The sequence below is a fragment of the Streptomyces sp. NPDC101132 genome (assembly GCF_044759225.1).
GTDB lineage: Bacteria > Actinomycetota > Actinomycetes > Streptomycetales > Streptomycetaceae > Streptomyces.
Genome location: NZ_JBIVYX010000004.1, coordinates 318,970 through 344,083, shown reverse-complemented (window position 1 = coordinate 344,083; position 25,114 = coordinate 318,970). Strand labels below are relative to the sequence as shown.

Below are 25,114 nucleotides of genomic sequence, written 5' to 3'. Positions count from 1 at the left end.
CCGACCACGTTCCACGAGGAGGCCCGCTGATGGCCCGGCGATACGACTGCAACGACGCGACGGACCGCAAGACGGGCCTGCGCGAAGCCGCGTCCGCCGTGCGCCGCGGCGAGCTCGTGGTCCTCCCCACGGACACCCTGTACGGGATCGGCGCCGACGCCTTCAGCTCCGAGGCCGTCGCCGACCTGCTGCGTGCCAAGGGCCGCGGCCGCAGCATGCCCACCCCCGTGCTGATCGGCTCCCCGAACACCCTCCACGGCCTCGTCACGGACTTCTCCGAGCAGGCCTGGGAGCTGGTCGACGCCTTCTGGCCGGGCGCCCTCACGCTGGTCGCGCGGCACCAGCCCTCCCTCCAGTGGGACCTCGGCGAGACCGGCGGCACGGTGGCCGTGCGCATGCCGCTGCACCCGGTGGCGATCGAGCTGCTGACCGAGGTCGGCCCGATGGCGGTCTCCTCGGCCAACCTCTCCGGCCACCCGGCGCCCGAGGACTGCGACGCGGCCCGCGAGATGCTCGGCGACTCCGTCTCCGTCTACCTCGACGGCGGCCCGACCCCCGGCATCCAGCCGTCCTCGATCGTCGACGTCACCGGCAAGGTGCCCGTCCTGCTGCGGGAAGGCGCCCTGACGGCGCAGCAGCTGCGGGAGGTCGTACCCGACCTCGAGGTGGCGCCGTGAGCCCTGAGGGCCGTGGCATAGATGGGACCGCCTTCCGCATCCTCCATGTCAGCACCGGCAACGTCTGCCGGTCCCCGATCACCGAGCGGCTGACCCGGCACGCCCTGGTGGAGCGCCTCGGCGAGCCGCTCCCGGGCGCCGACGGCGCCCACCGCATCGGGGGCCTCATCGTCGAGAGCGCGGGCACCTGGGGGCACGAGGGTGCTCCGATGGAGGCCAACGCCGCCGAGGTCCTGGCCGACTTCGGCGCCGACGCCTCCGGGTTCACCGGGCGCGAGCTGCTGGACGAACACGTCATCCGGGCGGACCTGGTGCTGACCGCCACCCGGGACCACCGGGCGCAGGTCATCTCCATGGGCCACTCGGCGGGTCTGCGCACCTTCACGCTGAAGGAGTTCACCCGTCTGGTGCGGGCCATAGACCCCGCCACGCTGCCGCCCCTGGACGAGGGGACCGACGGCATGGTGGAGCGCGCCAGGGCCCTCGTACGGGCCGCCGCGGCCCTGCGCGGGTGGCTGCTGGCCCCCAGCGCGGAGGCGGACGAGGTGTACGACCCGTACGGCGCACCCATCTCGTTCTTCCGCTCCATCGGCGACGAGATCCAGCAGGCCCTCGATCCGGTGGTCACCGCCCTGACCGGGGTCGGCGCCCGCCACTGAGGCGCCGCCGCCGAGGCGCTGCCACCGAGGGCTGCCGAGGCGCCGGCCGGACGGCACGGCTCGCGGGCAATCCGTCCGTTTCCGGTGCGTTTGGGAGGGGTGCGGCCTACAGTGGCCGTACTGCACCCCCACGCGCCGGAGCCGCGCCATGACCGTCACACAGGTTCACCGCCCCTGGGCAGCCGACTTCGACGCCCTGCGCCGGCAGGATCCCGAGCTGGCCGACGTCCTGCTGGGGGAGACCCGCCGGCAGGCGCGCGGGCTCCAGCTGATCGCCGCCGAGAACTTCAACTCCCCCGCGGTGCTGGCCGCTCTGGGCTCGCCCCTGGCGAACAAGTACGCCGAGGGCTACCCCGGCAAGCGCCACCACGGCGGGTGCGAGTACGTGGACGTGGCCGAGCGCATCGCCTGCGACCGGGCCACCGCCCTGTTCGGCGCCGAGCACGCGAACGTCCAGCCGCACTCCGGGTCGGCGGCCGTGCTGGCCGTGTACGCCGCGCTGCTGCGGCCGGGGGACACCGTGCTGGCGATGGGCCTCCCGTTCGGCGGACACCTCACCCACGGCTCGCCCGCCAACTTCTCCGGCCGCTGGTTCTCCTTCGTCCCGTACGGCGTCGACGCCGAGACCGGGCTGATCGACTACGAGCAGGTGTGGGCGCTGGCCGACAAGCACCGCCCCAAGGCCATCGTGGTCGGCTCGATCTCGTACCCGCGGCACCCGGACTACCTCGCCTTCCGCGAGATCGCCGACGAGGTGGGCGCCTACCTGGTCGCCGACGCCGCGCACCCGATCGGACTGGTGGCCGGCGGAGCGGCCCCCAGCCCCGTCCCGTACGCCGACGTCGTCTGCGCCACCACGCACAAGGTGCTGCGCGGCCCCCGCGGCGGCATGATCCTGTGCGGCGCGAACCTGGCGGAGCGGGTCGACCGCGCGGTGTTCCCCTTCACGCAGGGCGGCGCGCAGATGCACACGATCGCGGCCAAGGCGGTGGCGTTCGGAGAGGCCGGGGCGCCCGCGTTCGCCACGTACGCCCATCAGGTGGTCACCAATGCGAGGGTTCTCGCGGCGGCCCTGGAGCGGGAGGGGCTGTCGGTCGTCACCGGCGGCACCGACACCCACCTGATCACCGCGGATCCCGCGCCGCTGGGCGTCGACGGGCCGACGGCCCGGGGCCGGCTGGCCGCCGCGGGGATGGTCCTCGACACCTGCGCGCTGCCGTACGGGAACCAGCGGGGCATCCGGCTCGGCACGGCGGCGGTCACCACCCAGGGGATGGCGGAGGCCGAGATGGAGCGGATCGCGGCCCTCTTCGGCGCGGCCGTACGGGGCGAGAGCACCGGCCCCGAGGAGGCGGCGGAGCTGGCCGGGGCGTTCCCCCCGTATCCCGTCCCGGAGGGGCACTGAGCCGTCCGCAACCGGGCAGGGGTGAACGTGTGTCCTCACCTCGGGGGGCATCGCAGCTAATGTGTGGGGCTGAGATGGCCGGCGATACATCTGGGGCAGCCCGTGCGTGAATACCTGCTGACGCTGTGCGTCACGGTCGCGGTGACCTACCTGCTGACCGGACCCGTGCGGAAGTTCGCGATCGCGGCCGGGGCGATGCCGGAGATCCGGGCGCGCGACGTGCACCGCGAACCGACTCCGCGCCTCGGCGGCATCGCCATGTTCGGCGGGCTGTGCGCGGGTCTGCTGGTGGCGGACCACCTGGAGAACCTCAACGGCGTCTTCGAGCTGTCGAACGAACCACGGGCGCTGCTCTCCGGGGCGGCGCTGATCTGGCTGGTGGGCGTCCTCGACGACAAGTTCGAGATCGACGCGCTGATCAAGCTCGGCGCGCAGATGATCTCGGCGGGCGTGATGGTCATGCAGGGCCTGACCATCCTGTGGCTGCCCATCCCGTTCGTCGGGACGGTCTCGCTCACCCAGTGGCAGGGCAACCTGCTGACGGTCGCGCTGGTGGTCATCACCATCAACGCGGTGAACTTCGTGGACGGCCTGGACGGCCTCGCGGCCGGCATGGTGTGCATCGCCTCGGCGGCGTTCTTCCTGTACGCATACCGCATCTGGTTCGGCTACGGCATCGAGGCGGCGGCCCCCGCGACCCTCTTCGCGGCCATCCTGATGGGCATGTGCCTGGGCTTCCTGCCGCACAACATGCACCCCGCCCGGATCTTCATGGGCGACTCGGGGTCGATGCTGATCGGCCTGGTGCTGGCGGCGGCGGCCATCTCCATCACCGGCCAGGTCGACCCCGACGCCATGGCCCTCTGGGCCGGCGGCGAGCGGAACGCGACCCACGCGATGCTGCCCGTCTTCATCCCGCTGGTGCTGCCGCTGACCATCATCGCGATCCCGATGGCCGACCTGATCCTGGCCATCGTGCGGCGGACCTGGAACGGCCAGTCGCCCTTCGCGGCCGACCGCGGCCACCTGCACCACCGGCTGCTGGAAATCGGTCATTCGCACAGCCGCGCGGTGCTGATCATGTACTTCTGGTCGGCGCTGATCGCCTTCGGTGCGGTGGCGTACTCGGTGCACTCCGCCTCGATGTGGATCGTGCTGCTGATCGTCGCGCTGAGTGCCGTCGGCCTGGTCCTGCTGCTCCTGCCGCGCTTCACGCCGCGTGCACCGCGCTGGGCGGAGAGCCTGGTCCCGCCCCGCTACCGGCACTCGGCGCGGGCGGCCGAGGCGGCCGCCGAGGCCGCCGCGCTGGACACCACGGGCGAGGAGCCGGTCCGTACGCCGGTCGTCGCCGGGGTCTCGGGCGTCAACGGAGCGACCGCCGTGGGCCCCCGTTCGCGCTTCCCCGACCGGCGTAAGGCCGGTTCGGCGCGCTGACGTAAGGGACATCCGCGCCCTATACCAGACAAACCAAAGGCCTGTCTTGCACAGACGCGCGGATTAACTCTCATGTGTGACAGTCGGCACACCCAGCAGGTAAAGACCTCATCAAATAGTTTGTGATACCGTTCACTAAACCCGGCGACAGAGCCGAAGGACCGTAGTGCGACGGTCCATCGGCCCGAGGCTCGACCTCGGTCCGGGCTTACGCTCGTGCCTGTACGAGACCCCCTGTGCACCACCCCCACCACCACGCGGAGTAACCCGTCATGCGGTCGAATGACGCCCGATCTCTCCTGCACGCCGCCGTACCCACCGCTGTCGCCGGCGCCATCGCCGCGATCGTCAGCGGCGTGGTCGCCGGCGGCAAGGGTGCGGTCGGCGCCGTCGTCGCCACCCTGGTGGTGATCCTGTTCATGGGTCTCGGGCTGGTCGTACTCCAGCGCACGGCACGTTCTCTGCCGCACCTTTTCCAGGCCATGGGGCTCATGCTCTACACGGCCCAGATTCTGCTGCTGTTCATCTTCGTCGCCGTGTTCAAGAACACCACGCTGTTCCATCCCAAGGCCTTCGCGATCACGCTGGTGGTCACGACCCTGGTGTGGATCGGCGCGCAGACCCGGGCGCACATGAAGGCCAAGATCCTTTACGTCGAACCCGATTCCGACGCTGACAAGCCCGGAAACTCGGGGTCGAAGCCGTGAAAGGTAGGGCCGGGATAAGCGCGCGTTCGGGATCCTGCTATCGTCCGGTGCCAACTGCGGCACTGCGGGCGCGGGCATCTGAGCTGACGCCTGCTCATTCGCGAGGCTCAATGCCTGACAGCCGCCCCCACATCCGTAACACCAGTCCAGTGCCGAACCGCGGCTGCGCGCCGCGCCGACACAACGAGGTTGCCGTACCTATGCGCCACGCTGAAGGAGCCCGCGGTGAGTGCTGACCTGACGCAGGTGCTCGCTTTCGAGACCGACTGTCACATCTTCGACGGATGTGGCTTCCCCGGCCCGGGCCTGCACTCGTTCCTCTTCGAGCCGCTGTGGGGAAACGCCGACGGTAACGGCGCGTACTTCAACAAGCCGATGCTGCTGGCGCTCCTGGGCTCCGTCATCATCGTGGGCTTCTTCTGGGCCGCCTTCCGCAAGCCGAAGGTCGTCCCCGGCAAGCTCCAGATGGTCGCCGAGGCCGGCTACGACTTCGTCCGCCGCGGCATCGTCTACGAGACGCTGGGCAAGAAGGAGGGCGAGAAGTACGTCCCCTTCATGGTCGCGACGTTCTTCTTCGTCTGGATGCTGAACCTCTGGTCGATCATCCCGGTCGCCCAGTTCCCGGTGACCTCGATCATCGCGTACCCCGCCGTGCTGGCCGCGATCGTCTACTTCATCTGGATGTCGGTCACCTTCAAGCGCCACGGCTTCGTCGGCGGCCTGAAGAACCTCACCGGCTACGACAAGTCGCTCGGTGGCGTCCTTCCGCTGGTCATGGTCATCGAGTTCTTCTCGAACGTCCTGGTCCGCCCCTTCACCCACGCGGTCCGACTCTTCGCCAACATGTTCGCGGGTCACACCCTGCTGCTGCTCTTCACGATCGCCAGCTGGTACCTGCTGAACGGCATCGGCATCGCCTACGCGGGCGTCTCGTTCGTGATGGTCATCGTGATGACCGCCTTCGAGCTCTTCATCCAGGCCGTCCAGGCGTACGTCTTCGTGCTCCTGGCCTGCAGCTTCATCCAGGGCGCGCTCGCCGAGCACCACTGAGCCAGGCCCGCTCCGCTCAGCCCCCCGATTCGTCCGGTGGCCAACCCCCACCGGTCCGTGAAAGAGAAGGAAGAACTGGCATGTCCCAGACCCTTGCCGCCGTCACCGGCTCCCTCAGCTCCGTTGGCTACGGTCTCGCGGCCATCGGCCCCGGCGTCGGCGTCGGCATCATCTTCGGCAACGGCACCCAGGCCCTGGCCCGCCAGCCCGAGGCCGCCGGTCTGATCCGCGCCAACCAGATCCTCGGCTTCGCCTTCTGTGAGGCGCTCGCCCTCATCGGTCTGGTTATGCCGTTCGTCTACAGCTGACGAACCGCGACCACTAGTCCGATTCGACGAAAGGCACTGATGTGAACCTCCTGGTTCTCGCATCCGAGGGTAAGGAAAACCCCCTCATTCCGCCGTGGCCCGAGCTGGTCATCGGCCTGATCGCCTTCGTCATCGTCTTCGGTTTCCTCGCGAAGAAGCTCCTCCCGAACATCAACAAGGTTCTGGACGAGCGTCGCGCGGCCATCGAGGGCGGTATCGAGAAGGCTGAGGCCGCTCAGACCGAGGCCCAGAGCGTGCTGGAGCAGTACAAGGCCCAGCTCGCCGAGGCCCGTCACGAGGCCGCGCGCCTGCGCCAGGAAGCGCTCGAGCAGGGCACTGCGCTCAAGGAAGAGCTGCGCGCAGAGGGCCAGCGGCAGCGTGAGGAGATCATCGCTGCCGGTCACGCCCAGATCGAGGCCGACCGCCGCGCTGCGTCCCAGGCGCTGCGCCAGGACGTCGGCAAGCTGGCCACCGACCTGGCCGGCAAGCTCGTCGGTGAGTCCCTCGAGGACCACGCCCGGCAGAGCCGGACCATCGACCGCTTCCTCGACGAGCTCGAGGAGAAGGCCGAGGCCGCGCGATGAACGGAGCGAGCCGCGAGGCGCTGGCCGCCGCACGTGAGCGTCTCGACGCGCTGACGGACAACACGTCCGTCGACGCGGCGAAGCTCGCCGGTGAGCTGGCCGCCGTCACCGCGCTGCTCGACCGCGAGGTGTCGCTGCGTCGGGTCATCACCGACCCGGCGCAGTCCGGCGAGGCCAAGGCCGAGCTGGCCGGGCGCCTGCTGGGCGGCCAGGTGAGCGGCGAGACCGTCGACCTGGTGTCCGGCATGGTGCGCTCCCGCTGGTCGCAGTCGCGTGACCTGGTGGACGCGCTGGAGGAGCTGGCGAACACCGCCGACCTCACCGCCGCTCAGCAGGGTGACGCGCTCGACGACGTCGAGGACGAGCTGTTCCGGTTCGGCCGGATCGTCTCCTCGAACACCGAGCTGCGCGCCGCGCTGACCGACCGCACGGCCGCCGTCTCCGCCAAGGGCGAGCTGCTCCGCAGCCTGCTCGGCGGCAAGGCGAACCCCGTCACCGAGCGTCTGGTGACGCGTCTGGTGACGGTTCCGCGTGGACGTAGCCTGGAAGCGGGACTCGAGTCCCTCTCCAAGCTCGCCGCCGAGCGCCGTGACCGCATGGTCGCCACCGTGACCACCGCGGTTCCGCTCAGCGACGTGCAGAAGCAGCGCCTCGGTGCGGTCCTGGCCAAGCTGTACGGCCGCCAGATGCACCTGAACCTCGACGTGGACCCCGCGGTCCTCGGCGGGATCTCGGTGCGCGTCGGTGACGAGCTCATCGACGGCAGCATCGCGGAGCGCCTGGCAGAGGCGTCCCGCCGTATGGCCGGCTGACCAAGCCACCAACTCAAGAAGCATTTCCAGCGGCCCGGTTGGGCCGTGCAGAACTTGCAGAAGATTCCTGGGGGTCGCCCCCAGACCCCTAAGAAACTTCGGGCCCAACAAGGAGAGCAGGGAACCCAGATGGCGGAGCTCACGATCCGGCCGGAGGAGATCCGGGACGCGCTGGAGAACTTTGTCCAGTCGTACAAGCCGGACGCGGCCTCGCGCGAGGAGGTCGGAACGGTCAGCGTTGCCGGCGACGGCATCGCGAAGGTGGAGGGCCTGCCCTCCACCATGGCGAACGAGCTGCTGAAGTTCGAGGACGGCACCCTCGGTCTCGCCCTCAACCTCGAGGAGCGCGAGATCGGTGCGATCGTCCTCGGCGAGTTCAGCGGCATCGAGGAGGGCCAGCCGGTGCAGCGCACCGGTGAGGTTCTCTCCGTCGCCGTCGGCGAGGGCTACCTCGGCCGCGTTGTCGACCCGCTCGGCAACCCGATCGACGGTCTCGGCGAGATCGCGACCGACGGCCGCCGCGCCCTCGAGCTGCAGGCCCCGGGCGTCATGGTCCGTAAGTCGGTGCACGAGCCCATGCAGACCGGCTACAAGGCCGTCGACGCCATGGTGCCGATCGGCCGCGGCCAGCGTCAGCTGATCATTGGTGACCGTCAGACCGGCAAGACCGCTCTGGCCGTCGACACGATCATCAACCAGCGCGACAACTGGCGCTCGGGCGACGTGAACAAGCAGGTCCGCTGCATCTACGTCGCCATCGGCCAGAAGGGCTCCACCATCGCGTCCGTGCGCGGCGCCCTGGAGGAGGCCGGCGCGCTCGAGTACACGACGATCGTCGCCGCCCCGGCGTCCGACCCGGCCGGCTTCAAGTACCTGGCGCCGTACACCGGCTCCGCCATCGGCCAGCACTGGATGTACCAGGGCAAGCACGTCCTGATCATCTTCGACGACCTGTCGAAGCAGGCCGACGCCTACCGCGCCGTGTCGCTGCTGCTGCGCCGCCCGCCGGGCCGTGAGGCCTACCCGGGTGACGTCTTCTACCTGCACTCGCGTCTGCTGGAGCGCTGCGCCAAGCTCTCCGACGACATGGGCGCCGGCTCGATGACCGGTCTGCCGATCGTCGAGACCAAGGCCAACGACGTCTCGGCGTTCATCCCGACCAACGTCATCTCCATCACCGACGGCCAGTGCTTCCTGGAGTCCGACCTGTTCAACGCCGGTCAGCGCCCGGCCCTGAACGTCGGTATCTCGGTCTCCCGCGTCGGTGGTTCGGCCCAGCACAAGGCCATGAAGCAGGTCTCCGGCCGCCTCCGCGTCGACCTGGCCCAGTACCGCGAGCTGGAGGCGTTCGCCGCCTTCGGTTCCGACCTGGACGCCGCGTCGAAGGCCTCGCTGGAGCGTGGCAAGCGCATGGTCGAGCTGCTGAAGCAGGGCCAGTACCAGCCCATGCCCGTCGAGGAGCAGGTCGTCTCCGTCTGGGCCGGCACCACCGGCAAGATGGACGACGTCCCGGTCGCCGACATCCGTCGCTTCGAGTCCGAGCTGCTGGAGCACCTTCGCCGCGAGCGCAAGGACCTCCTCACCTCGATCCGCGAGGGCGGCAAGATGTCCGACGACACCCTGCAGTCCGTGGCCGACGCCATCGCCGGCTTCAAGAAGCAGTTCGAGACCTCGGACGGCAAGCTCCTGGGCGAGGACGCTCCGGCGGCCGTCAACGTCTCGAAGTGACGACGGAAGGGACCTGACTCATGGGAGCTCAGCTCCGGGTCTACAAGCGTCGCATCCGATCCGTCACCGCGACCAAGAAGATCACCAAGGCGATGGAGATGATCGCCGCCTCGCGCATCGTCAAGGCGCAGCGCCAGGTGGCGGCCTCCACGCCGTACGCGACCGAGCTCACCCGCGCGGTGACCGCGGTGGCGACCGGATCCAACACCAAGCACCCGCTGACCACCGAGGCTGACGCCCCGGCCCGCGCCGCGATCCTGCTCATCACGAGCGACCGCGGTCTGGCCGGCGGCTACTCCTCCAACGCCATCAAGGCCGCGGAGCGCCTCACCGAGCGGCTGCGTGGCGAGGGCAAGGAGGTCGACACCTACATCGTCGGCCGCAAGGGTGTGTCCTACTACGGCTTCCGCGAGCGCAAGGTCGCGGACAGCTGGACCGGGTTCACCGACAGCCCCGCCTACGCGAACGCCAAGGCGGTCGCGGCGCCCCTGATCGAGGCCGTCTCCACGGAGACGGCCGAGGGCGGGGTCGACGAGCTGCACATCGTCTACACGGAGTTCGTGTCGATGATGACGCAGAACCCGGTGGACGACCGGATGCTGCCGCTCAGCCTCGACAAGGCTGTGGAGGAGGCGGGGACGAAGGGCGAGATCCTTCCCCTGTTCGACTTCGAGCCGTCGGCGGAGGACGTCCTCGACGCCCTGCTGCCGCGCTACGTCGAGAGCCGCATCTACAACGCGCTGCTGCAGGCCGCTGCTTCCGAGCACGCTGCCCGCCGCCGCGCGATGAAGTCGGCGACCGACAATGCCGGTGAGCTCATCAAGAGCCTCTCCCGGCTTGCCAACGCGGCCCGCCAGGCCGAAATCACCCAGGAAATCAGCGAGATCGTCGGTGGCGCCAGCGCCCTGGCCGACGCGACCGCGGGGAGTGACAAGTAATGACGACCTCTGTTGAGACGGCCGCCGCCACGGGCCGCGTCGCCCGGGTCATCGGCCCGGTCGTCGACGTGGAGTTCCCCGTCGACGCGATGCCCGACATCTACAACGCGCTGACCGTGCAGGTCGCCGACCCGGCCGAGGACGGCGCGCTGAAGACGCTGACCCTCGAGGTCGCGCAGCACCTCGGTGACGGCCTGGTCCGCACCATCTCCATGCAGCCCACCGACGGTCTGGTCCGCCAGGCCGCGGTGACCGACACGGGCGCGGGCATCACCGTCCCGGTCGGCGACTTCACCAAGGGCAAGGTCTTCAACACCCTGGGTGAGGTGCTCAACTACCCGGAGGCCAACTCCGAGGTGACCGAGCGCTGGGCGATCCACCGCAAGGCCCCGAACTTCGACGAGCTCGAGTCCAAGACCGAGATGTTCGAGACGGGCGTCAAGGTCATCGACCTCCTCACCCCGTACGTCAAGGGTGGAAAGATCGGTCTGTTCGGTGGTGCCGGTGTCGGCAAGACCGTTCTGATCCAGGAGATGATCTACCGCGTCGCCAACAACCACGACGGTGTGTCGGTGTTCGCGGGCGTCGGTGAGCGCACCCGTGAGGGCAACGACCTCATCGAGGAGATGACGGACTCCGGCGTCATCGACAAGACCGCGCTGGTCTTCGGCCAGATGGACGAGCCCCCGGGCACCCGTCTGCGCGTCGCCCTGGCGGGTCTGACCATGGCGGAGTACTTCCGCGATGTTCAGAAGCAGGACGTGCTCTTCTTCATCGACAACATCTTCCGTTACACCCAGGCCGGTTCCGAGGTGTCGACCCTTCTGGGCCGCATGCCGTCCGCCGTGGGTTACCAGCCGAACCTGGCTGACGAGATGGGTCTGCTGCAGGAGCGCATCACCTCGACCCGTGGTCACTCGATCACCTCGATGCAGGCGATCTACGTCCCCGCGGACGACCTGACCGACCCGGCGCCGGCCACCACCTTCGCCCACCTCGACGCGACGACGGTTCTCTCCCGTCCGATCTCCGAGAAGGGCATCTACCCGGCCGTGGACCCGCTGGACTCCACGTCCCGGATCCTGGACCCGCGCTACATCGCGCAGGACCACTACAACGCCGCGATGCGCGTCAAGGGAATCCTGCAGAAGTACAAGGACCTCCAGGACATCATCGCGATCCTCGGTATCGACGAGCTGGGCGAGGAGGACAAGCTCGTTGTCCACCGTGCCCGTCGCGTCGAGCGCTTCCTGTCGCAGAACACGCACGTCGCCAAGCAGTTCACCGGCGTCGACGGTTCGGACGTCCCGCTCGACGAGTCGATCGCCGCGTTCAACGCGATCTGCGACGGTGAGTACGACCACTTCCCCGAGCAGGCGTTCTTCATGTGCGGTGGCCTCGAGGACCTGAAGGCCAACGCCAAGGAGCTGGGCGTCTCCTGAAGCCGGGCTCTTCACTGAGCACAGCTGCCTGACGGAGGGGGACGGGCGCGTCCCGTCCCCCTCCCCACGCCCATTAGAATTTGACCCAACACCCGGCCGACCCGCCGGGTGGAGACCCGAGGAGCCACCTTGGCTGCTGAGCTGCACGTCGAGCTGGTCGCCGCGGACCGCAGTGTCTGGTCCGGCGAGGCCACTCTCGTTGTCGCGCGCACCACGTCCGGCGACATCGGCGTCATGCCCGGTCACCAGCCGCTGCTCGGTGTGCTGGAGTCGGGCCCGGTGACCATCCGTACCAGCGAGGGTGGAACCGTCGTCGCCGCGGTGCACGGCGGATTCATTTCCTTCGCGGACAACAAGCTCTCCCTGCTCGCCGAGATCGCCGAGCTCGCGGACGAGATCGATGTCCAGCGTGCGGAGCGGGCACTGGAGCGCGCCAAGACGGAGGCCGACGCGGCCGCCGAGCGGCGTGCCGATGTCCGGCTGCGCGCGGTCGCGGGACACTGAGTCCCGCGCCGACAGAGCTTTACCCCTCAGCCGCGGCCCGACCGGAATTTTCCGGAGCGGGTCGCGGCTGAGGCGATGCAGGTGCGTTGTGCTGTATTCGTTGCTTCACGTGGATGAGCGAGGAGGTCGGTGAACATGCTCCTCGCTCTGCTTGTGAGCGGCCTGGTAGTCGCCCTGGTGGTGATCGGGCTCTTCGTCTTCGGCCTGCGCCGCCGCCTCATCCAGCGTTCCGGCGGCACCTTCGACTGCAGCCTGCGCTGGGACGTGCCCGAGGAGGGCGACGCCTCCGGCAAGGGCTGGGTGTACGGCGTGGCCCGCTACAGCGGTGACCGCGTGGAGTGGTTCCGCGTCTTCTCGTACTCGCCCCGGCCGCGCCGGCTGCTGGAGCGGGCCTCCATCGAGGTGCTGGCCCGCCGCGCCCCGGAGGGCGAGGAGGAGCTGGCGCTGCTGTCCGACGCCGTCGTGCTCGGCTGTCTCCACCAGAAGACGCGCCTGGAGCTGGCGATGAGCGAGGACGCGCTGACGGGCTTCCTGGCCTGGCTGGAGGCGGCTCCGCCCGGGCAGCGGGTGAACGTGGCCTGAGGCCGGACGTGGCCTGAGGCCGCTCCCACGACGTGGAGAAGCCGGGGAGAGGGGGGCGGACCCCTCTCCCCGGCTTCGGTCTGTCCGGGACCCCGTGCGTGGGGTTACTGGAGCCCGGTGTGGATGGCGTTGGCGAGCTCGCCGTTGGCGGTGTCGCCGCTGAACTCCCAGAAGAACGCGCCCTTGAGGCCCTGCTGCTTGGCCCAGGTCATCTTCCCGGCGATGGTGGACGGGGTGTCGTAGCTCCACCAGTTGCTGCCGCACTTGGCGTAGGCGGTGCCGGCGACCGTTCCGGTGACCGGGCAGCTGCCCTTGAGGACCTTGTAGTCCTCGATGCCCTGCTCGTACGTGCCGGGGGCCGGGCCGGTGGCCGTGCCGCCGGGGGCGGCCTGGGTGACGCCGGTCCAGCCGCGGCCGTAGAAGCCGATGCCGAGGTTGAGCTTGGAGCCGGGGACGCCCTTGCCCTTGAGCTTGGTGATGGCGGCCTCGGAGTTGAAGCCCTCCTGCGGGATGCCGGCGTACGCGGTGAGCGGGGAGTGCGGCGCGGTCGGACCCTGGGCGGCCCAGGCGCCGAAGAAGTCGTACGTCATCACGTTGTAGAAGTCGACGTACTGGGCGGCGCCCGCGTAGTCGGCCTTGTCGATCTTGCCGCCGTTGGAGGCGTCGGCGGTGATGGCCGCGGTGACCAGGTTGTTCGAGCCGAACTTGGCCCGTACCGCCTGCATCAGGTTCTTGAACGCGGCGGGACCCGAGGTGTCGCAGGACAGGCCGCAGGCGTTCGGGTACTCCCAGTCGAGGTCGATGCCGTCGAAGACGTCCGCCCAGCGGGGGTCCTCGACCAGGGCGTAGCAGGAGTCCGCGAAGGCGGCCGGGCTGGCGGCTGCCTGGCCGAAGCCGCCGGACCAGGTCCAGCCGCCGAAGGACCACAGCACCTTGATGTTCGGGTACTGCTTCTTCAGCTTGCGGAGCTGGTTGAAGCTGCCGCGCAGGGGCTGGTCCCAGGTGTCGGCGACGCCGTCGACGCTCTGGTCGGCGGTGTAGGCCTTCTCGTAGTCGGCGTACGAGTCACCGACGGTGCACCGGCCGCCCTGGACGTTGCCGAAGGCGAAGTTGATGTGCGTGATCTTGGCCGCCGTACCGGAGGTGACCAGGTTCTTCACGTGGTAGTTGCGCTGGTAGACGCCCCAGTCGGTGAAGTAGCCCAGCTTGACCTTGCCGCCGGGGTCGGGCGGGTTCGTGCCGCCGGGGGTGGTGACGGACAGCTCGCCGGAGGAGGGGCCGGTCTGGTCGGCGGTGTCGCGCGCGGTGACGCTGTAGGTGTACGTGGTGCCCTTGGTCAGGCCGGTGTCGGGGTGGCTCGTCCCGGTGACCGTCGCGATCTTCGACCCGTTGCGGTAGACGTCGTAGTTCTTGACGCCCTTGTCGTCCGTGGCCGCGGCCCAGGAGAGGGTGAGGGAGGTCTCCTGGACGTTGCTCGCGGTGGGGGTGCCGGGGGCCGAGGGCGGGGTGTCGCCGGGCTGGCTGCCGTCACAGGAGGCGCCGTTGATCTTGCAGCCGCTCGGGGCGCCGGCCCCGGTGCCGTTGAAGCCGAAGCTGACGCTGGCGCCGGGGGAGAGGGTGCCGTTCCAGCCGACGTTCTTGCCGGTCCAGTGGTTGCCGGAGTTGGTGACGGTGGCGTCCCAGGCGGAGGTGACGCGGGTGCCCGTGGGGTAGTCCCACTCCACGGTCCAGCTGGTGATGGTGGTGGTGCCGGTGTTCTTGACCGTCCACTTGCCCTCGAAGCCGGTGCCCCAGTCCGAGACCTTCTGGTACGTCGCGGTCGCCGAGGTGGCGGCCTGCGCCGGGGAGGCGAGGCCGACGAGGCCGGCGAGGGGGAGGGCGAACGCGGCGACCGTGGCCGCGATTCTCGACATCAGGCGCTTGCGTGGGGGTGCTGTGCTCAAGGGTGCTCCTCCGTAGGTCCGTCGGGCCGGGGCACGGCATCGACATGGGGGTGGGACCTGCGCCGCCCGTGAGCACGCTTTGTCATGGCACGCTCACCACAGTTGCGGCGAGCGTAGAAAGGTCTGGACCAAGCGTCAAGAGGTCCAGACCTTCGTGCGAGCGGTGCTCTAGAGGCCCCGCTCCTGGGCCAGCACGGCCGCCTGCACCCGGCTGCGCAGCCCGAGCTTCCCGAGCAGTCGGCTGACGTGCGTCTTCACCGTGGCCTCCGCCATGTCCAGCCGTACGGCGATCTCCGCGTTGGACAGTCCCTCGCCCAGGCAGCCCAGCACCTCGCGCTCCCGGCGGGTGAGGGTGTCCAGGCCGTCCGGCTCGGGGCCGGTCACGCTGCGTACCGGCGTGGCCGGCGAGGCGAACTCGGCGATGAGGCGGCGGGTGACGGCCGGCGCGATCAGGCCCTCGCCGCGGGCGACGGTGCGCACCGCCTCGATCAGCTCGGCAGCCTCCGCGTTCTTCAGCAGGAAGCCCGCGGCGCCGGCGCGCAGGGCGCCGAAGACGTACTCGTCGAGGTCGAAGGTGGTCAGCACGAGGACGTCGGCCAGGCCCTCGGAGACGACCTGGCGGGTGGCCGACACCCCGTCCAGCTTCGGCATCTGCACGTCCATGAGGACCAGGTCGGGCCGCAGCTCGCGGGCCAGCCGCACCGCCTCCTCCCCGTCGGCGGCCTCGCCGGCCACCTCGATGTCGCCCGCGCTGCGCAGGATCAGCACCAGACCCGCGCGCACGGCGGACTGGTCCTCGGCCACCAGGACCCGGATCGTCATTCCCGTACCGCCTTCTCGTCGGCGGGCAGCAGGGCCCGCACCCGCCATCGGGGGGCCTCCCGGCCCGCCGTTCCGTCCGTCTCCGCGCCCGCGGAGAACTCCCCGCCCAGCAGGGCGACCCGCTCCCGCATGCCGACCAGGCCCGCTCCCGAGCCCGGTGCTCTCGGACCGGAGCGCTGCTCACCGTACGGACTGTCGATCTCGACCGTGAGCACCCCTCCGTCCAGCGACAACCGCACGCGCACCCGTCCCGGCGCGGCGTGCTTCACCGCGTTGGTCAGGGACTCCTGGACGATCCGGTACGCGGCCAGCCCGACCGGGGCGGGCAGCCGCGGCCCGTCCGCCGGCCGCGCGTCCTCCAGTACGACCTCCAGCCCGCTCGCCGCGCCGTTCACCCGCGCCTGCTCCACCAGCGCCCCCAGGCCGTCCAGCGTGGGTGCCGCCACCGGCGCCGCGTCCCCCGTGGTCGCCCGCAGCAGCCCGATCAGCCGCCGCATCTCGGCGAGCCCCTGCACGCTGTTCTCCCGGATCACGGTCAGCGCCTCGCGGCTGGTGTCCGCCGAGCCGATCGACAGGGCGGCGGTGGAGTGGATCGCGATGGCCGACAGGTGGTTGGCCACCATGTCGTGCAGCTCCCTGGCCATCCGGGCGCGCTCCGCCGTGACGGCCTGCACCCGGTCCATCTCCGCCAGCAGCGCCGTCTGCTCGGCCCGCAGCCGGGCGGTCTCGGCGGCCTCCCGGTGATTGCGCACCGCGGCTCCGGTGACCGCCGGGCCGAAGCAGACGATGCCGACCAGCACGCCCGCCATCAGTGCCTCTGCGTCGCGCCACCAGAGCACGGCGGCCACGGTCGCCGCGATCGTGAGCGCTCCGGTGACGAACGGCAGCCGCCGGGCCATCGCCGGCCTGCCGTACACCACGGCCGCGTACATCAGGTCGGTGAACATCACGATGGTGACCAGGCTGCCGACCGTGAACTCGTTCGCGACGACGGCCACCGTGCCGGCGATCAGCGCCGGCCGCGGCGCGGTCCGCCGCAGCAGCTCCAGCCCGGCGGTCACGACGAGGGGGACCAGCACCGCCCACTCGGGCAGCAGGTCGCGGCGCGCGTTGACGTGCAGGTCCAGGCCGTAGAGGCCGAGGCCGCACAGCAGTCCGGCGACGGCGATCACGACGTCGTGGCGGTGGGGGCGCGGGATTCTCACCCCGCCATCCAACAGGGTCCGGGGCCGGGCGTCCTCGGCGCCATGGCGGAGACCGAGTACATCGAAGGATGCAGTCGGGATTCACCTGCTGCGATGACGATCCGGGCCGGAACGTGCCGCAGATTGGAAGGGAGTTGAGAGGGGACAACCGTGATCGTCACGCTGATCGTCGTCTGCGAGGTCGCGTTCTGGCTGCTGCTGGCCGGCGGGCTCGCCCTGCGCTACCTCGCGAAGATGCCGAGGGCCGGGGCCGCCGTACTGCTGTGTGAGCCGGTGCTGGAACTGGTGCTGCTGGTGGCCACCGCCGTCGACCTGAAGAACGGCGCCGAGCCCGACTGGAGGCACGGGCTGGCGGCCGTCTACATCGGCTACACGGTCGGCCTGGGCCGCGCCACCATCCGCTGGGTCGACGCCCACGTCGCCCACCGCTTCGCCGGCGGCCCGAAGCCGCCGAAGCCCCCGGCCGGCGCCCGCGAGCGCGCCGTGCACGAGTGGCGGACGGCCGGCCGCTGGGTCCTCGCCGCGGGCGTCGCCATCGCCCTGCTCCAGGCCGCCGTCTGGTACGTCGGCGGGGACGCGGCGACCGGGACGCTGCGCATGTGGCAGCAGAAGATGCTCTGGGTGATCGGCATCAACCTGGTGATCGCCCTGTCGTACACCCTCTTCCCCAAGAAGCCCGCCGGGCCGGCGGCCGGGGGGACCGACGGGGCCGCGGCGGAAGCGGGGCGGACCGGGGCGGTGGAGGCGGACCGGGCCGGGACCCGGCCGCGCCACTGAGCCCGCGCCCGCTCCGGCCGCAACCGCGGCCGGAGCCGGGTGCTAGCGCTCGCCGCCGGGCACCCACAGCACGTCGCCGACCTCCTTGTTGGCCGTCCTGGCCAGGATGAAGAGCAGGTCGGAGAGCCGGTTCAGGTAGGTGGCGGTGAGCGGGTTCATCGTCTCGCCGTGCACCTCCATCGCGGCCCAGGTGGACCGCTCGGCCCGCCGGACCACCGTGCAGGCCTGGTGCAGCAGGGCGGCGCCCGGCGTGCCGCCGGGGAGGATGAAGCTGCGCAGCTTCTCCAGCTCCTCGTTGAAGCGGTCGCAGTCCGCCTCCAGCTTGTCCACGTAGAACTGCTCGACCCGCAGCGGCGGGTACTCCGGGTCCGGCACGACCGGGGTGGCCAGGTCGGCGCCGACGTCGAAGAGGTCGTTCTGGACGCGGACCAGGACGCCGACCACCTCCTCGGGCAGCTGCCCCAGGGCGATCGCGGTGCCGATGACGGCGTTCGCCTCGTTGGCGTCCGCGTACGCCGAGATCCGCAGGTCCGTCTTGGCGGTGCGGCTCATGTCGCCGAGGGCGGTGGTGCCCTTGTCGCCGGTACGGGTGTAGATGCGCGTCAGATTCACCATGCGGCCAGCGTAGACGCGCCCGGGCCGCGCGCGACGGCCGCCGGGCCCCAACTGCGGGGCCTCCGGCGCGCGCTGGGGCATCCCGGTGTGATGTCCGTCATTTGAGACGTGACGCGTATTACTTCCGGGTCACACGGCCCCTCACGGGCGCTAATCTCCGCCGGAGAGCAGTTGTGGAACGCGTGCCTGCGTCAAGAGAACAAGGGGTGTGCAGTGGCTGGGAAGCTCGCCGTCATCGGTGCCGGACTCATGGGTTCCGGTATCGCGCAGGTGTCCGCTCAGGCGGGCTGGGACGTCGTACTGCGTGACGTCACCGACGCGGCCCTGACCCGTGGCACCGACGGCATCAAGGCCTCGTACGACAAGTTCGTCTCGAAGGGCAAGCTGTCCGCGGAGGACGCGGAGGCGGCCCTGGGCCGCATCACCACGACCACCGACCTGGGCGACGTGGCCGACGCCGACATCGTGGTCGAGGCCGTCTTCGAGAAGCTCGAGGTCAAGCACGAGATCTTCCGGAGCCTCGACGAGATCGTGCGCGAGGACACCGTCCTGGCCTCCAATACCTCCGCCATCCCGATCACCAAGATCGCCGCGGTGACGAAGCGCCCCGAGCGCGTCGTCGGCGCCCACTTCTTCTCCCCCGTCCCGATGATGCAGCTCTGCGAGCTGGTCCGCGGCTACAAGACGAGCGACGAGACCCTGGCCGCGACCCGCGCGTTCGCCGAGTCGGTCGGCAAGACCTGCATCGTCGTCAACCGCGACGTGGCCGGCTTCGTGACGACCCGTCTGATCTCCGCCCTCGTCGTCGAGGCGGCGAAGCTGTACGAATCGGGCGTGGCGTCCGCCGAGGACATCGACATCGCCTGCAAGCTGGGATTCGGGCACGCGATGGGACCGCTGGCGACCGCCGACCTGACGGGCGTCGACATCCTGCTGCACGCCACCAGCAACATCTACACCGAGTGCCAGGACGAGAAGTTCGCGCCGCCGGAGCTCATGCGCCGCATGGTCGACGCGGGCGACATCGGCCGCAAGAGCGGACAGGGCTTCTACAAGCACTGAGCGGTCCGCGGACCGCGGCCGGCGTCGGCCGCACCGGGCACGACCGGCGCACGCCGGTCCGTTCGACCGACCGGACTCACCCCTGAGGGTGAATTCGGTATCGGTTCGCTCACGGTCGGCAACTTCACCCCACCTGAGGCAGTCAGTAGCGGTGAGAGTTGCCGACCATACGCACGCACGCAGTTCTGCCGGGGAGCACACATGCACATCAGGGGCGACCACACCGAACTCGCAGTCGGCGGCCGCCTCGACGTGCGCAGCGCGGCGGACGCCCGCACCGCCCTGCACAGCGCGCTCGACGACGGCGCCGGCGACCTCGTCCTCGACCTCACGGGCCTGGACTCCTGGGACGCCACCGGTCTCGGCGTGATCATGGGCGCCCACCGCCGGGCCGGCCGCACCGGCCGCCGGCTCGTCCTGCGCGGGGTGCCGCCGCAGATGCAGCGCCTGCTCGTCGCCACCCGGCTGCACCGGATCCTGGCCATCGAGGGCGGCCTCGCCGCCGAGTCGCTGCCGCGCGTCTGAGGCCCGCCGGCCGCCGGACGCCCGCCGGCCGCCGGACACCCGCCGCCCGCCCGCCGGACCCCCGTCACCTGCGCCCCCGCGCTCCCACCGCCGCCGCCCCCGCCGTTCACCTGCCCCCCGCGGTCCGTGCCCCGTGTTGAGGCCGGAACGTGATGAACCGGTGGGGAAACCACCCCGGCTGTTCCTGGATACTGGCCCAACGTCTAGGGTTTCGGCCGTCGGCCCCCGTCCATCCGCGGGGCGGACGCCGGACCAGAAGCTACAGCGGAGTGTGCGAAGGCCGGGAGGGACGACGGCGCACGCCGCGATCGGGGGGTCAGGCCAATGGACCGGATACACGGCGGACCGGAGGAGACCGGCGACGCCGCCCAGGAGACGGGCGCGGACGCCACCGGCGCGGTGCGCCACTCGCTGGTCAAGGGATCCACGAAGTCGGGCCCGGCCCGCATCACCCGGCTCGTCACCGGCGACTTCGTGCTCACCGTCAACCCCGTCGACGGCAGCGAGATAGAGGCCCGCCGCCCCGACGCCGAGGCCCCGGCCCGTACGAAGCGGGACGCCAGGTCCCGCGCCGCGATACGCAAGGCGGCCCAGCCGCCCGTCCCCTCCGGCCCGCCCGCCCCCATCCTGCCGCTGCTGGAGCGCGAGGAGGAGCGCGACCGCCTCGTCCGGCTGCTGAGCCGAGGCCGCTCCGTACGCCTCACCGGCCCCGCCGGCTCCGGCCGGTCCGCCCTCCTCGACGCCGTCGCCGACGCCTGCGCCGACCTCGCCCCCGACGGCGTGGTCCGCCTCTCCGGCCACCGCCAGAGCCCCACCGACCTGCTGTACGCGCTGCACGCCGCGGTGTACGACACCGCCGGCCACCGGCCGGACCGCACCGAACTCCTCGCCCGGGTCCGCGAGATCGGCGCCGTCGTCCTCCTCGACGACCTGGAGTTCGGCGGCACCGCGCTCGACGAGCTGCTCGGCGCCACCCCCGAGTGCGCCTTCCTGCTCGCCGCCGTCCCCGACGCCCCCGCCCCGGCCGAGGAGTCCCACCTCGAAGAGGTCACCCTCGGCGGACTCGGCCGCACCGCCTGCGCCATGCTGCTCGCCGCGGCCGTCGGACGCAGCCTCAGCGACGAGGAGACCGCCTGGGCCGGCGACCTCTGGTTCGCCTCCGAGGGCCTGCCCCTGCGCTTCGTCCAGGCCGGCGCCCTGCTGCGCCAGCGGGACGAGCTGAGCGGTGCCACCGCCGCCCCCGAGGTCACCGAGGAGTCCGACGAGGAGCCCGGGGTCTTCGAGGAGCGGGCCCGGAAGATCGCACTGCCGGGTCTCGCCGAGAGCGCCGCCCCCGCCGAACTGCTGGCCTCCCGCCTCGGCGAGTCCGCCCGGGCCGCCCTCCGCTTCGCGGTGGCGCTCGGCGGCGAGATGCCCCACCAGGCCCACCTGCCGGCCCTCGTGGGCGACACCCACGCCGACACCGCCGTCGGCGAGCTGCTGGCCTGCGGCCTGCTCAGCGTCACGGGAGCCCGCTACCGGCTGGCCCCCGGCGTCCAGCGCCAGCTGGAGCAGGCCGGGTACGCGGACGAGGCCGCCACGCACGCCCTGACGGCCGCCCAGCACTACGCCTGGTGGACCGGGCACCCCTCGGTCAGCCCCGAGCGCGCCGCCGCCGAGGCCGACGCCGTACTGGCCGCCCTGGCCGCGCTGGTGTCCTCCGGCGCGCGGGACGGCCAGCAGAGCGCGGCCGTGCTGCTCGCCCGTACGGCCGCCCCCGCCTTCGCGGGCGGGATGCACTGGAGCGCCTGGGAGCGGGTGCTGCGGGCCGGCCAGGAGGCCGCCCGGATCGCCGGGGAGGTCGCGGAAGAGGCGTACTTCCACCACGAGCTCGGCATCCTCGCGCTCTGCCGCGGTCACCTCGACCGGGCCCGCGCCGAGCTGGAGGCCTCGATCGGGCTGCGCGGCGCCCTCGCGGACAAGCGGGGCACCGTGGCGGGCCGCCGCTCGCTGGCGCTGGTCGCCGACCGCGACGGCGGGCCCGTCTCGCCGCCGCTGGTCCTGGAGGCCCCGGCACCCGCGGCCGCCGCCACCCCCGCCTCGGAGGCGCTCACCGAGGTGCTCCGCCCCACGGCGGACGCCGAACCCGAGCCGGAAGTGGTCAAGTCCGCCTTCCCGACCCTCGCCCCGCCGCGCGGCGACGTCGCGGCCACCCCGCCGGTGCCGCTGCCCCCGCTGACCCCGTCCGTGCCCACGGGCCCGCACCAGGCCCGGCGCCCGGCGGCCCGGGACGCGCGGCGCGCCGTGCTGACCGGTGCCCGGCGCAACGTCGTGGCCGCCGCGGCCGGCGCCGTACTCGTCGCCGTGCTCGGCACCGTCGTCACCCTCGGCCTGACCTCGAACACCGAGGACGACCCGGCGAAGCGGACGCGTACGGAACAGTCGATCACCGGTGACGACGCCGAGCCCGGCGGTCCCACCGAGGACGGGGACCCGGGCGCGTCGGCCGACCCGCAGGACCCCGGCACCACCCCCGGGACGCGCGCCCCCGGGGCCACCGGCGGACCCACGCCCGGCCGCACCCGCAGCGCCGACCCCACGGTCTCGCCGTCGGCCCCCGCGCCCACCGCCACCCGCAAGCCGACCGCCTCGCGCCCGCCGGCCTCCTCGCCGGCGCCCACCCGGCCCACCCGCTCGCCGGGCCCGACGGGCGAGCCCGAGCCCACCAAGACGGCGCCGACCGGACCCACGGCCACCGCGCCCACCGGGACCACGCCCACGGGCGGGGCCACCAGCGGCACGAACAACGCGAGTTCCACCGGCACCACCCCCGGGGACGTGGGCTAGATCACACGGGACATCCGGACACACCGCACCGGGCCCGGACATGACGGAGGGGCTGGAGAAATCCAGCCCCTCCGTCATGTCCGGCCCGGGGTACCCCGGCCGGCTCAGAACAGCCGCAGCTTGTCGTCCTCGATGCCGCGCAGCGCGTCGTAGTCCAGCACCACGCACTCCATGCCGCGGTCCGTCGCGAGCACCCGGGCCTGGGGCTTGATCTCCTGGGCGGCGAACACGCCCTTCACCGGCGCCAGGTGCGGGTCGCGGTTGAGCAGCTCCAGGTAGCGGGTCAGCTGCTCGACGCCGTCGATCTCACCGCGCCGCTTGATCTCCACCGCCACGGTGCCGCCGTCGGCGTCCCGGCACAGGATGTCCACGGGCCCGATCGCGGTCATGTACTCGCGGCGGATCAGGCTGTAGCCCTCGCCGAGCGTCTCGATCCGGTCGGCGAGCAGCTCCTGGAGGTGGGCTTCCACGCCGTCCTTGATGAGGCCGGGGTCGACGCCGAGCTCGTGCGAGGAGTCGTGCAGGACTTCTTCCATGGTGATGATGAGCTTCTCGCCCGCCTTGTTGATGACGGTCCAGACGCCCGTCTCATCACCGCTCCCCTCCTTGAGGGTGCAGGGGGGAGACATCCAGTTGAGGGGTTTGTACGCCCGGTCGTCCGCGTGGATCGAGACACTGCCGTCGGCCTTCACGAGGATCAGACGGGGTGCGGAGGGCAGGTGGGCGGTGAGCCGGCCCGCGTAGTCGACGGAGCAGCGGGCGATGACGAGACGCATGGTCCGCAACGCTACTCGACCGGGGCGCCCGTACGCGATTCGCCCCCGAAAGCCCCCTTCGTTAGTGGCTCGTTGTATGCGCATTCTCCTGGTGCGCTACCCAGTGGGCGCCTACCGTGTTAGCGGGAGGTTGCGGAACGTGCACGCTGCGTCGCGGCCTCCTTCCCTGCCCGTAAGACCTCGGTCACCCGGGGTCGCGAGAGGAGAACCCATGTCGCTCGACGTCTCACCGGCCCTACTGGAACAGGCCGAGCGAGGCGAGGTCGACGAAGCCGCTTTCGTCGACTGCGTCCGGACCTCCCTGCCCTACGCATGGGAGATGATCAGCTCTCTGGTGGCCCAGCTGAAGGTGGACGGCGGGGAGTTCGCCGACAACCAGACGCCGCCGCCGGACGAGCAGGCGCGTGGCCAGCTGCTCCGCGCCCTCGCGAGCGACGCGATACGGGGTGCGCTCCAGCGGCACTTCGGCGTCCGCCTCGCGTTCCAGAACTGCCACCGTGTGGCGGTCTTCCCGCTCGACCCCGCGTCCGATGAGCGCCTGGCCCGCTTCACCTCCATCAGGGGGCAGCTGCTCAACCAGTCGCCGGAGCTGCGGGACTGCTAGTGCTCCGCTGCCGCTCCGTATCGCGGGAGGTGCAACTGATACCGGAGCGGCAGCCCCACGCGTCGTCCACGGCGCACGCGGCGTACGCGCGCACGGTCACCCGAGGTGGGGCAGGACCTCGGCACCGAGCCTGCGGACGTTCTCCTCGGTCGCCGCGAGATCCCCGGAGCCCTCGACGAGCAGCGCGAAGCGCCTGATGCCCGTGCGCTCGGCCGTCGCCGCCAGCCGGTCCGCGGCCAGCCGGGGCGTCCCCACCGGGTGCAGGGAGCACAGCAGCTCCGTGTACGCGACGGGGTCCCGCATGGTCCGCGTCCGCCCGTCGACCGTCACATGGGCGTCCAGCCCCTGCTTCAGCCAGCCGGGCATCGCCTTCACCAGCGTCTCGGCCGCGTCCTCGGTGCGGTCCGCCAGCTGCGCCACTCCTGCCGACACGTGGCCGGCCGCCGCCACCGCGTCCGCGTCGTGCCCGGCCTCCAGCGCCGTGCGCCGCCACAGCTCGACCATCGCGGCCTTGTCCTCGTCCCCGCAGTGCATGCCCAGCAGCATCGGCAGCCCCCGCTCCGCGGCCAGCCGCACCGAGGCGGGCGAGGTGCACGCCACGATCACCTCGGGCCCGCCGGGATCGCCCTCCAGGGTCTCCGCCGGCCGCGGTACGACGGCCACCTCGCGGAACGCGTACCGCTCCCCGGCGGCCCCGACCCGCGACTCCCGCAGCCAGCGCCGCAGCAGGTCGAGCGCCTCCGGGAAGCCCTGCTCGTACGCCTCCAGTCCGGAGCCGAACACCTCCAGGTCCACCCAGGGGCCGCCCCTGCCCACGCCGAGCGAGAACCGCCCGCCCGAGGTGATGTGCAGCAGGGCGGCCTGCTCCCCGAGGGCCACCGGGTGGGTGCTCGGGAGCACGCTCACCGCCGTCCCCACCCGGATCCGCCGGGTCCGCCCCAGCAGCACGGCCGCCAGGGTCACCGCCGACGGGCAGACCCCGTACGGCACGAAGTGGTGCTCGGCGAGCCAGACGGCATCGAGCCCTGCCTCCTCCGACACCTCGGCGGTCCGCACCGCCCGGTGCAGTGCCTCCCCCTGCCCCTGGCCCGGGAACTGGGCCGCCAGTACAAACGCTCCAACACGCATC

At 71.4% G+C, this 25,114-nt stretch carries 25 protein-coding genes; 19 read left to right on the top strand and 6 right to left on the bottom strand.

Annotated features, from left to right (window positions below):
* Positions 1–29: 29 nt before the first annotated feature.
* From ACIQUR_RS11985 to ACIQUR_RS11920, 14 genes are all read left to right on the top strand, one after another.
* On the top strand, positions 30–677 hold the full coding sequence (locus ACIQUR_RS11985; RefSeq protein WP_403662206.1) for an L-threonylcarbamoyladenylate synthase: 648 nt from the start codon (positions 30–32) through the stop codon (positions 675–677).
* Positions 674–1,336, top strand: coding sequence for a protein-tyrosine-phosphatase (locus tag ACIQUR_RS11980; protein WP_403662203.1), 663 nt, complete (start codon positions 674–676; stop codon positions 1,334–1,336). The genes ACIQUR_RS11985 and ACIQUR_RS11980 overlap by 4 nt, the downstream gene beginning before the upstream one ends.
* A 148-nt stretch (positions 1,337–1,484) precedes the next feature.
* Positions 1,485–2,741 (top strand): serine hydroxymethyltransferase, encoded by a 1,257-nt coding sequence (gene glyA / locus ACIQUR_RS11975; RefSeq protein WP_403662200.1) that lies wholly within the window; start codon positions 1,485–1,487, stop codon positions 2,739–2,741.
* A 90-nt stretch (positions 2,742–2,831) separates the two neighbouring features.
* Positions 2,832–4,175, top strand: a complete 1,344-nt coding sequence (locus ACIQUR_RS11970) for an MraY family glycosyltransferase (RefSeq protein ID WP_403662697.1) — start codon at positions 2,832–2,834, stop codon at positions 4,173–4,175.
* A gap of 272 nt (positions 4,176–4,447) precedes the next feature.
* A complete protein-coding gene (locus tag ACIQUR_RS11965; RefSeq protein WP_403662197.1) occupies positions 4,448–4,882 on the top strand; it encodes a hypothetical protein in 435 nt (144 codons plus the stop codon).
* Positions 4,883–5,107: 225 nt separating this feature from the next.
* On the top strand, positions 5,108–5,932 hold the full coding sequence (gene atpB / locus ACIQUR_RS11960; RefSeq protein WP_403662194.1) for a F0F1 ATP synthase subunit A: 825 nt from the start codon (positions 5,108–5,110) through the stop codon (positions 5,930–5,932).
* Positions 5,933–6,012: 80 nt separating this feature from the next.
* Entirely contained in the window at positions 6,013–6,240 is a 228-nt protein-coding gene (atpE, locus tag ACIQUR_RS11955; protein WP_030386954.1) for an ATP synthase F0 subunit C, read from the top strand.
* Between the two features lie 41 nt (positions 6,241–6,281).
* Positions 6,282–6,824 (top strand): F0F1 ATP synthase subunit B, encoded by a 543-nt coding sequence (locus tag ACIQUR_RS11950; RefSeq protein WP_399948619.1) that lies wholly within the window; start codon positions 6,282–6,284, stop codon positions 6,822–6,824.
* Entirely contained in the window at positions 6,821–7,636 is an 816-nt protein-coding gene (locus ACIQUR_RS11945) for a F0F1 ATP synthase subunit delta (RefSeq protein WP_403662190.1), read from the top strand. Before ACIQUR_RS11950 ends, ACIQUR_RS11945 begins: the two co-directional genes overlap by 4 nt.
* A gap of 129 nt (positions 7,637–7,765) precedes the next feature.
* Entirely contained in the window at positions 7,766–9,364 is a 1,599-nt protein-coding gene (gene atpA, locus ACIQUR_RS11940) for a F0F1 ATP synthase subunit alpha (protein ID WP_399948623.1), read from the top strand.
* 20 nt (positions 9,365–9,384) lie between these two features.
* A complete protein-coding gene (locus tag ACIQUR_RS11935; protein WP_403662187.1) occupies positions 9,385–10,302 on the top strand; it encodes a F0F1 ATP synthase subunit gamma in 918 nt (305 codons plus the stop codon).
* Positions 10,302–11,744 carry a F0F1 ATP synthase subunit beta gene (gene atpD / locus ACIQUR_RS11930; RefSeq protein ID WP_403662184.1) on the top strand — a complete coding sequence of 481 codons (1,443 nt, stop codon included), beginning with the start codon at positions 10,302–10,304 and terminating at the stop codon, positions 11,742–11,744. The genes ACIQUR_RS11935 and atpD overlap by 1 nt, the downstream gene beginning before the upstream one ends.
* Positions 11,745–11,873: 129 nt before the next feature.
* A complete protein-coding gene (locus tag ACIQUR_RS11925; RefSeq protein WP_399948629.1) occupies positions 11,874–12,248 on the top strand; it encodes a F0F1 ATP synthase subunit epsilon in 375 nt (124 codons plus the stop codon).
* A gap of 135 nt (positions 12,249–12,383) precedes the next feature.
* Positions 12,384–12,830, top strand: a complete 447-nt coding sequence (locus ACIQUR_RS11920) for a DUF2550 domain-containing protein (protein ID WP_399948631.1) — start codon at positions 12,384–12,386, stop codon at positions 12,828–12,830.
* A 104-nt stretch (positions 12,831–12,934) separates the two neighbouring features.
* On the opposite strand, the gene ACIQUR_RS11915 is transcribed toward ACIQUR_RS11920, so the two are convergent.
* The 3 genes from ACIQUR_RS11915 to ACIQUR_RS11905 all read right to left on the bottom strand — a co-directional run bounded on the left by ACIQUR_RS11915 (position 12,935) and on the right by ACIQUR_RS11905 (position 16,800).
* Complete coding sequence (locus ACIQUR_RS11915; RefSeq protein WP_403662694.1) at positions 12,935–14,743, bottom strand: glycosyl hydrolase family 18 protein; 1,809 nt, start codon at positions 14,741–14,743, stop codon at positions 12,935–12,937.
* Between the two features lie 198 nt (positions 14,744–14,941).
* Positions 14,942–15,595, bottom strand: a complete 654-nt coding sequence (locus ACIQUR_RS11910; RefSeq protein ID WP_403662180.1) for a response regulator — start codon at positions 15,593–15,595, stop codon at positions 14,942–14,944.
* Positions 15,592–16,800, bottom strand: coding sequence for a sensor histidine kinase (locus ACIQUR_RS11905; RefSeq protein WP_403662177.1), 1,209 nt, complete (start codon positions 16,798–16,800; stop codon positions 15,592–15,594). The genes ACIQUR_RS11910 and ACIQUR_RS11905 overlap by 4 nt, the downstream gene beginning before the upstream one ends.
* A 150-nt stretch (positions 16,801–16,950) precedes the next feature.
* Between ACIQUR_RS11905 and ACIQUR_RS11900 the strand changes: the two genes are divergently transcribed.
* On the top strand, positions 16,951–17,577 hold the full coding sequence (locus tag ACIQUR_RS11900; protein WP_403662173.1) for a hypothetical protein: 627 nt from the start codon (positions 16,951–16,953) through the stop codon (positions 17,575–17,577).
* Positions 17,578–17,619: 42 nt separating this feature from the next.
* Here the strand turns inward: ACIQUR_RS11900 and ACIQUR_RS11895 are convergent, their stop codons facing one another.
* Positions 17,620–18,192 carry a cob(I)yrinic acid a,c-diamide adenosyltransferase gene (locus tag ACIQUR_RS11895; RefSeq protein ID WP_399948639.1) on the bottom strand — a complete coding sequence of 191 codons (573 nt, stop codon included), beginning with the start codon at positions 18,190–18,192 and terminating at the stop codon, positions 17,620–17,622.
* A gap of 213 nt (positions 18,193–18,405) precedes the next feature.
* Here ACIQUR_RS11895 and ACIQUR_RS11890 point away from each other — a divergent pair, with 213 nt between their 5' ends.
* The 3 genes from ACIQUR_RS11890 to ACIQUR_RS11880 all read left to right on the top strand — a co-directional run bounded on the left by ACIQUR_RS11890 (position 18,406) and on the right by ACIQUR_RS11880 (position 22,605).
* Positions 18,406–19,254: a 3-hydroxyacyl-CoA dehydrogenase family protein gene (locus ACIQUR_RS11890; protein ID WP_399948641.1), complete on the top strand. Its 849-nt coding sequence runs from the start codon at positions 18,406–18,408 to the stop codon at positions 19,252–19,254.
* 201 nt (positions 19,255–19,455) lie between these two features.
* Positions 19,456–19,779 carry an STAS domain-containing protein gene (locus ACIQUR_RS11885; protein ID WP_399948643.1) on the top strand — a complete coding sequence of 108 codons (324 nt, stop codon included), beginning with the start codon at positions 19,456–19,458 and terminating at the stop codon, positions 19,777–19,779.
* Positions 19,780–20,103: 324 nt separating this feature from the next.
* Positions 20,104–22,605: an ATP-binding protein gene (locus tag ACIQUR_RS11880; protein WP_403662168.1), complete on the top strand. Its 2,502-nt coding sequence runs from the start codon at positions 20,104–20,106 to the stop codon at positions 22,603–22,605.
* 104 nt (positions 22,606–22,709) lie between these two features.
* On the opposite strand, the gene nucS is transcribed toward ACIQUR_RS11880, so the two are convergent.
* Positions 22,710–23,381, bottom strand: coding sequence for an endonuclease NucS (nucS, locus tag ACIQUR_RS11875; RefSeq protein WP_403662165.1), 672 nt, complete (start codon positions 23,379–23,381; stop codon positions 22,710–22,712).
* A 211-nt stretch (positions 23,382–23,592) separates the two neighbouring features.
* On the opposite strand from nucS, the gene ACIQUR_RS11870 reads away from it, so the two are divergent.
* Complete coding sequence (locus tag ACIQUR_RS11870; protein ID WP_403662162.1) at positions 23,593–23,985, top strand: SCO5389 family protein; 393 nt, start codon at positions 23,593–23,595, stop codon at positions 23,983–23,985.
* Between the two features lie 96 nt (positions 23,986–24,081).
* Here the strand turns inward: ACIQUR_RS11870 and ACIQUR_RS11865 are convergent, their stop codons facing one another.
* Complete coding sequence (locus ACIQUR_RS11865; protein WP_403662159.1) at positions 24,082–25,113, bottom strand: LLM class flavin-dependent oxidoreductase; 1,032 nt, start codon at positions 25,111–25,113, stop codon at positions 24,082–24,084.
* Position 25,114 lies beyond the last annotated feature (1 nt).